The 8102-nt window shown below is 67.7% G+C and carries 6 protein-coding genes and 1 pseudogene; all 7 read right to left on the reverse strand.

Annotated elements, in window-relative coordinates:
- Window positions 1-344: 344 nt before the first annotated feature.
- Window positions 345-2720, reverse strand: coding sequence for a methyl-accepting chemotaxis protein (locus IMX13_RS18735; RefSeq protein WP_193396967.1), 2376 nt, complete (start codon window positions 2718-2720; stop codon window positions 345-347).
- Between the two features lie 102 nt (window positions 2721-2822).
- On the reverse strand, window positions 2823-3206 hold the full coding sequence (locus tag IMX13_RS18740) for a hypothetical protein (RefSeq protein WP_053520421.1): 384 nt from the start codon (window positions 3204-3206) through the stop codon (window positions 2823-2825).
- Window positions 3207-3342: 136 nt separating this feature from the next.
- Window positions 3343-3834, reverse strand: coding sequence for a chemotaxis protein CheW (locus IMX13_RS18745; RefSeq protein WP_053520422.1), 492 nt, complete (start codon window positions 3832-3834; stop codon window positions 3343-3345).
- Window positions 3835-3971: 137 nt separating this feature from the next.
- Window positions 3972-4745, reverse strand: coding sequence for a flagellar brake protein (locus IMX13_RS18750; protein WP_111186113.1), 774 nt, complete (start codon window positions 4743-4745; stop codon window positions 3972-3974).
- Window positions 4746-4886: 141 nt separating this feature from the next.
- Entirely contained in the window at window positions 4887-7079 is a 2193-nt protein-coding gene (locus IMX13_RS18755) for a methyl-accepting chemotaxis protein (protein WP_164153062.1), read from the reverse strand.
- 3 nt (window positions 7080-7082) lie between these two features.
- Window positions 7083-7556 carry a hypothetical protein gene (locus IMX13_RS18760; protein WP_193396968.1) on the reverse strand — a complete coding sequence of 158 codons (474 nt, stop codon included), beginning with the start codon at window positions 7554-7556 and terminating at the stop codon, window positions 7083-7085.
- A gap of 202 nt (window positions 7557-7758) precedes the next feature.
- A pseudogene (locus tag IMX13_RS18765) lies at window positions 7759-8102 on the reverse strand (methyl-accepting chemotaxis protein); the annotation flags it as partial.

Raw genomic sequence — 8102 nt, forward strand, 5'->3', positions numbered from 1 at the left:
GGATCCGTTTTCCTGCGGAAAACGGATCCGACCCCGGAAGTGATCTGGCTTTTGCTTTTTGCTTTCTTTCTTCAATCCGGGGTGGACGCGCACGGAAACTGTCCGTGGCCGGGAGGGTGGGTCGCGCAGGGGCGTAAGCGCCATGGATGGCGCGCCCGAGCCTACAGGGACGTATTCACGGCGTCCCCTGCGCGACCCACCTTCCTGGCCCAAACGAAGGAAATCCGCAGCTCTCCGCGGCCACTCCGAGGGGCTTCGCCGTTGGCTGGACAATCAGATGCCCCTTAAACGAAAACGCCCCGGCGCAGGGCCGGGGCGTTGTCGTGCGTCAGGTCAGGCAGGAATCAGAACTCCTGCCAGTCTCCGTCGGCCAGTTCCGCGGCCATCGGGCGACCGCCGCTGCTGCGGCGGGCCGGCGGTGCAGCCGGCGCCGGGGCGGCGGGTGCAGCGGTGCGCGGGGCGGGGGCGGCGACGCGGGGCGTGACCACGGTTTCGGCTTCATCGAGCACGAAGATGGACACCGCTTCACTCAGATGGCCTGCCTGTTCCTCCATGGCCCGCGCAGCGGCGGTGGCTTCCTCCACCAGCGCGGCATTCTGCTGGGTGGTCTCGTCCATCTGCACCACGGTCTGGTTGACCTGCTCGATGCCGGCGCTCTGTTCCTGCGAGGCCGCGGAGATCTCGGCCATGATGTCGGTCACGCGCTGCACCGAGGCGACGATCTCGCCCATGGTGGCCCCGGCCTTGTGCACCAGTGCAGAACCATCGGCGACCTTGCCCACCGAGTCATCGATCAGGCCCTTGATCTCCTTGGCGGCAGCGGCCGAGCGCTGGGCGAGGGTGCGTACTTCGCTGGCGACCACCGCAAAGCCGCGGCCCTGTTCACCGGCACGGGCGGCCTCGACCGCGGCGTTGAGGGCCAGGATGTTGGTCTGGAAGGCGATGCCGTCGATGACGCTGATGATCTCGGCGATCTTCTTCGAGGAAGCTTCGATGGCGGACATGGTGGTGACCACCTGGCCGACCACTTCGCCGCCCTGGGAGGCGACGCCATGGGCACCGATGGCGAGCTGGTTGGCCTGGCGGGCGTGCTCGGCATTCTGGCGCACGGTGGAGGTCAGTTCCTCCATCGAGGCGGCGGTTTCTTCCAGGTTGGCGGCCTGCTGTTCGGTGCGGCGCGACAGGTCGTTGTTGCCCGAGGCGATCTCGCCGGCGGCAGTACTGATTGCCCGGCTGGACTGCTTGATGCGGGTGACGATCTCGCTCAGCTGCGCGGCAGTGGCATTGGCATCGTCACGCATGCGAGCGAATACGCCCTGGTAGTCGCCATGCATGCGCACGGTGAGGTCACCCTGCGACAGCGCGGCGAGCAGGCCGGAAATCTGTTCGATGCTGCCGGCGTTGGCGTCGAGCAGGCCGTTGATCTGCTGGGCCAGCTGCAGGAAGAAGCCTTCCTTGTCGCTGGTTTCGATCCGGCCGGACAGATCGCCGGCGGCGGCGCGGGCGATCACCCGGGCCACTTCGGCCTCGACCTGCGCCTCCTGGGTACGGTCACGCCATTCCACCACGCAGCCGACGGTGTCGCCGTCCTCGTTGCGGATGGTCGACACGACCTGGGCGAACTGGGCATCGCCGTACTGCATCGGGCGACGGGCCACGCCGTGCTGCTTGAGGTTCGCCAGCAGGGACGGGTCCATCTCGCCACGGTGTTCCAGCACCGTGACCGGCTTGCCGATCAGCGAGTCCTGCGCATCGAAGTCAGGCAGGTCGCGGCGCACATCGTCCTGGTACTGGCTCAACGTCTGCTGCAGGGCACGGTTGCTGTAGACGATGGTGTTGTTGGCATCGGTCAGGTAGACGCCGGTCGAACTGTAATCCAGCGCGGTCCGGATGCGCAGGTTCTCGCGGGCGATGGCCTGGTCGGTCTCGATGCGCTCACGCAGATCACGCTGCATGCGCTGCATGGCCTGCATCAGTTCGCCCACTTCATCCTGGCGGCTGACATCGATGTGACCGTCGAGCTTGCCGCCGGCGACATCATTGGCCACCGAGACGGCACCACGCACGCTGCCGACGAGGGCGCGGGCGAACAGCCACACCAGCACCAGGCCGAGTGCGGCGCCACCGAGCAGGGCGATCACGGTCAGGACGGACGAAGCGGCATAGGTGGATTCGGCCTGTTCGCGCGAGGCGCGTGCGAGGCGGTTGTCTTCGGCAATCAGGGCTTCCAGCGCCGCGGCGGCCTTGCGGTGCTTGGTGCGGGTCTCGCCGACGAAGGTATCGATGGCGTCGTCCGGCAGGTCCAGTTCCAGCATCTCGGTGACGCTGTCGTAGGAGGCCAGGGCGTCCTTCCAGTCCTTGGCGAAGGTGTCGAACAGCTTCTTCTGCTGGGCGTTGTCCACCAGCTTCGGATAGTCCTTGATGGAACTGTCCATGCTGGTACGCAGCGCGGCAGCCTGCTTGCGCGCGTCGGCCTTGACGTCATCGCTGGCACGGATCAGCTGCTGGTAGGCACTGTTGCGGTACTCGCCGAGCATGCCGCGCATCTCGCCGGCCAGGCGGATGCTTTCCATGCGCGAACCGGCCAACTCGGTGGTGACGTTGTTCAGCGAATGCAGGCCACGATAGGCGACGATGCCCTGCAGCAGCATCACCAGCAGGATGACGCCGAAGGTCACCATCAGCTTCGGCATCAGTTTCAGGTTGTTGATCCAAGGCATGGGCGTTGCGATCTCCTAAGGCAGACGCGCACGGGCATCGGGCCCGGTCGCGGCGGCGGCCACGCCGGCACCAGGACCGGCGTGACTGCGACGGACAGCGGATTACTTGATGTTGGCCAGCTTCAGGCCGGCCGGCGAGCTGACTTCGATCTCGGCGCGCGAGGCATCACGCTGGATCTTGCCGATCACGCACACGGTCTTGCCTTCCAGCGTTTCCAGCGGGAACGAGAACTTGCTGCGGTTTTCACCGGCGATGCGCGCCGAGAAGGTGTGGCGCGGGAAGGCGCCGCCCATGTACAGGAACGTCGGCTGGCCTTCGGAACCTTCGGCGAAGCGGGCCTTCTCGACCTTGCCGCAGACCATGCCGTCCTTGCCCACCGAGCGCGGGGCCAGTTCCGGCGGGATCATGTCCGAGGACTGGGCGAGGGCGGACGACGCGGTGGTGGCCAGGGCGGCAGCCGAAACGAGCGCGAGCAGGGACTTCATCGGGGTGGTTCTCCGGGAGGGTGATGGTTTTTTGCCGGTGGTACGCGTTCCCGCGCGGCCGGCCTCTGTCCCCCTATCGGCACCGCCGCAGGGAACTGAAGGGTTTCGTGACAGCAACGTGAAGCGGTACGCAGACTCAGGCGGCGGCGTCCTCGAGCAGGGCCGGCTGGCCCATGTCCGCGCTGTCCAGCAGGGTCTCGATGTCCAGCAGGATCAGCATGCGGTCGTCCTGGGTGCCGATGCCCGAGATGAACCGGGTATCGACCGCAGCGCCGAATTCAGGGGTCGGGCGGATCTGTTCGGACGACAGCGGGATGACGTCCGAGACGCTGTCCACCACGATGCCGACCACACGGTCATCGACATTGAGCACGATCATCACGGTAAAGGCGTCGTAGCGCGCGTTCTCCAGGCGCAGCTTCAGGCGCAGGTCGATCACCGGCACGATGGTTCCGCGCAGGTTGATTACGCCCTTGATGTAATCCGGTGCGTCCGGGACCCGGGTGACGGCATCGTAGCCGCGGATTTCCTGCACCTTGAGGATATCCACGCCGTAATGCTCGGCGCCGAGCGTGAAGCTGAGGAATTCGCCGCCGGCGCTGGCGGCGGAGCGGGTCTGGTCGTTCATCGAGGGGTCCTGGTTCTGCCGGAAGTCCCGGTGTCAGGCTCGATATCGGCCCCGCGCGGGGGGACTTTAGGCAGGGCCGTGACAGGACATTCCCGTCTGGTGAGGACCGGATGGCGCCAGGCCACGGCCGGCGCCAGCTACATCTCTCCGTTCCGGCGTGCCTTGCGCTGGCGGTCGATCCGGAAGATGTAGCGCTGGATGGCGCTGTCGCCACCGCGAGGCAGGCTGTCGAAGCGCATCCCCACGCGCTTGATTTCGGTACCGTTGGGCTGGCGCTGCGGCAGCAGGTTGCAGACCACCAGTTCGATATCCAGATCCGGCCCATCCGACAGCGACAGCACCGCCGCGTAGCGCTGCTGCAGGCCGAACACGGCGCAGTCGCTGGGCACCGCGACGGCAAGGCCTCCGCCGCTGATGTCCACCACGCGCATCGACAACGCCTCGGGGCGTCCGTCCGCAGCCGGCAGCAGCAGCTGGGGCGAGTCGGTGACGGGGGTCTCCAGCCGGTACAGTTCGCGCCGCTGCAGATGCATCAGTTCCTCTGGCAGCGCAGCGCGGAAGGCGACGTGGCCGTCGTTGTCCACGCGCTGCAGCCCCTGCAGACGGAAGCGCACCAGCACGCGCTCAAGCTGGGCGAAACACAGCACATGATCGGCCTGCTCGGCTGCCCGGTTGGACGCCTCCTGCGGGCTGCCATCGATCAGCAGCACGTCCTCGTCTTCGTCCAGTTCCAACAGCGCGGTCGGGAACGAGCGATCGCGGCCGTCGATATGCGCGTTTATCAGGGAGCGCTGCTCGATCAGCGAGCGCAGCAGCTGCCGCAGCTGGCGCGGATTACGGACCAGGAAGCGTTCATCCGCGGCGTCGGCCGCATGGACATCGTGCACTGCTGTGTCGTTGCCGTCGGACATGGAATCTGTGGTCAGGGGCGGGCGCCTGCGCGCGCCGGCGCGTGGCTCGATGGGGATATCGGCCACCGCGCCGGATTATGAAGTGTGAGTTTCATCACCTTCCATCGGCCGGGCCGGGATCGAAGGAATGGGCCGAAGGCATCATTCCTCGATACCGGCGATCTGCCGCACACGCTGCATCACCGCCGGATTGTCGTCCCCTCCGTGCAGGTGGAAGCGCGCTACCGCGGCCGCCAGCAGCTGTGCCTGTTCGGCCATGCCGTGGGTGGCCGCGGTGGACGCCTCCACCAGCGTGGCGTTCTGGCGGGTGCTGGCGTCCATCTGCGCGATGCTCTGGTTCACCTGCTCGATGCCCATGCTCTGTTCCTGCGAGGCGGAGGAGATCTCGCCCATGATCTGGTTCACCTGCTGCACCGCGGCCACGACCCGCTGCATGGTGCTGCCGGCCTGTTGCACCAGTGCGGCGCCATCGCTGACCTTGCCGACAGAGGCGTCGATCAGGCCCTTGATCTCCTTGGCAGCACCCGCCGAGCGTTGGGCGAGGGTGCGCACTTCGCTGGCGACCACGGCAAAGCCGCGGCCCTGCTCACCGGCACGGGCGGCTTCGACCGCGGCATTGAGGGCCAGGATGTTGGTCTGGAAGGCGATGCCGTCGATGACGCTGATGATCTCGGCGATCTTCTTCGAGGAGGCTTCAATGGCGGACATGGTGGTGACCACCTGGCCGACGACCGTGCGCCCCTCGCCGGCGATGTCGGCCGCATCGGTGGCCAGCTGGTTGGCCTGCCGCGCATGTCCCGCGTTCTGGCGCACCGTCGCGGTCAACTCCTCCATGGTGGCGGCGGTTTCCTCCAGGCTGGCCGCCTGCTGTTCGGTACGGCTGGCCAGGTGGCCGTTGCCCTGCGCCAGTCCGGCGGCGGCGCCGGTGAGGCGGCTGGAGGCTGCCTGGATGCTGCCGACGATGCGGGTCAGCTCGGCGATGGTGGTGTTGGCATCGTCGCGGATGCGGGCGTAAACGCCGTGGAAGTCGCCCTGCATCTGCACGGTGAGGTCGCCGCGCGAGAGCGAGGACAGCAGCTGCGAGATCTGCTCGATGCTGCGTGCGTTGGCATCCAGCAGGCCGTTGAGGCGTTCCGCCAGCTGCAGGAAGAAGCCTTCCTTGCCGGCGGTGCCGACGCGGCCGCTGAAGTCGCCCTGCGCGGCGGCATCGACGATATGGCCGAGTTCTTCTTCGACCTCGATCTCGGCTGTGCGGTCGGCCCACTCCACCACGAATCCCTGGCGCTGTTCGTCGTCGCCGATGATCGGATTGACGATCAGCTGCAGGGCCCGGCCGCCGACGCGGATCTGCGTGCGGTAGGTGCCGGTGAGGCGGTCGAGCAGGGTGGCCTGGTGGGCCGGATTGCGGTGGAAGATGTCGATGTTGCGGCCCAGCAGATCGGCGGCGCTGAACTGCGGCAGGTCACGGCGCAGGTCGGCTTCGGCGGCGGCCAGCATTTTCTGCAGTGGACGGTTAACGAAGACGATGTTGCGGTCACGGTCGGCGATCATCACGTTGGTGGTGACATCGTCCAGCGCGCTGCGGATGCGCAGCGATTCGCCACTGGCCGCCAGCTCGCGCTGGCGGCGCTGCAGCAGCCGGGTGCTGGCTTGGACCAGGGCGGCGGCCAGCGAGTCCTGCGGGAACTGGCTGGCATGCAGCGCCTCGGGCAGGGGCTGGTCGTCGGCCAGGCCGCGTGCCAGGTGTGCCAGTTGCTGCGGGTCGTGGCCGAGCAGCAGAAGCTGGCGGCGCATCTGGACGGCCATCACCGACAGCAGGCCGGCCTCGATGGTGACGTACAGGGCGTGCAGGACCAGCACGCCCAGACCACTGCCGGCGGCGAATACCGGGTACGGCAGGCCGCGCGTCTGCAGGGCGAAGAACAGCACGTGATGCACGGCGATCGCCACGGCGGCCACCACGATCGGCAGCCAGTCGCGGTAGTACAGCAGCAGTGCGATCAGCACGATGACCGTGAAGTGGGTCTCCAGCTGTCCGTGCGTCTGGTGGATCAAGGTGGCCGACAGCACCATCCACGCCAGCGCTGTCGTGCAGCGGCTGAGGCGGCTGCCGGGCTGCAGGTGGATCTGCACCGCGCTGACCAGCAGCGCGGGCAGTGCGACCAGCAGCCACGGTGTCCATTGACCATGGCGCACGGCCAGTGCCAGCGAGGCCAGGACCAGCCCTGCACTGACCAGCAGGAACAGGCGGTCGGCACCCGCGGCCAGCGTGCGCAGGTAAGGCGGTGTCGGCTGACCGGTCGGCGCGGCGGTATTACGGGTGGAGGCATGCATGCGCTACTCCTTGTGGCATGGGCAATGATGGGAAAGGATCACGGGCGCCTGTGCATTGCGCAGCAGCCCCGCAACCAGTGGAGCGGCTGCGAGCGGACGGCCGCCGCAGCCCGCGTCGAGAAGGGAGGGCCCGGCATAGACAAGGCGCTGCTGGTACAGCACCAACCATTCGAAGGGCAGCGGCGTGCGGGCCTCCCGCAGGTCGATGCCGTCGGGTGCGCGCGCCGGTGGTGCGCAGCCACAGACGATGGACTGCCGCAGCAGCAGGGGATGCTGATGGCTGGCGGCAAGCACGGCGGGCGACAGCTGCGCCAGCACGTCCGCGGCGCGCCAGCGGTCGGCCGGTGGCTGTGAAGCATCGGCCTGCGCCCACAGCGCGGCGAGGGTCCATCCCAGCCACGCAGCGAGCAGCAGCACGCCGGCCAGCATTCGCCCACGCTGTACCGGTATCGGGTCGGGGTCGTTGCTGGCTGGCATCGCTGGCTCGCGTAGGACCGTGTCCCGTTAGCGGCGTGCGGCGGCTGAACCTGAAGAAAAATTCAACCAGTTGGCCGGGGCAACGCTGGAACTGTGATGCGTTGCGACGACCGGCGAGGAGTCACGGCGATCAGACCGGGCCGATCGAGGGTCGGATCCCTGCCAGTGTGCAGGAATCCGACGCGTCCCAGTTCCGATGAGGTCAGAACTCCTGCCAGTCGCCGTCGAGTGCCAGCGCCGGCTGCGCCGCCGCGGCGCGTGCGACGCGCTGGGGGGCCGGCCTGGCCGCTGGAGCTGCCGCTGGCGTTCTGCGCTGCGCCGCCACGACCACCGCCGGTAGCGGTGCTTCGTTCTGTGACTCCAGGCGGAAGCGGGCCACGGCCTCACCCAGCTGCACAGCCTGTTCCTCCATCGCCCGCGCAGCGGCGGTGGCTTCCTCCACCAGCGCGGCGTTCTGCTGGGTGGTCTCGTCCATCTGCACCACGGTCTGGTTGACCTGCTCGATGCCGGCGCTCTGTTCCTGCGAGGCCGCGGAAATCTCGGCCA

The sequence above is a fragment of the Stenotrophomonas sp. B2 genome, assembly GCF_014947095.1.
GTDB classification, from domain to species: domain Bacteria; phylum Pseudomonadota; class Gammaproteobacteria; order Xanthomonadales; family Xanthomonadaceae; genus Stenotrophomonas; species Stenotrophomonas maltophilia_P.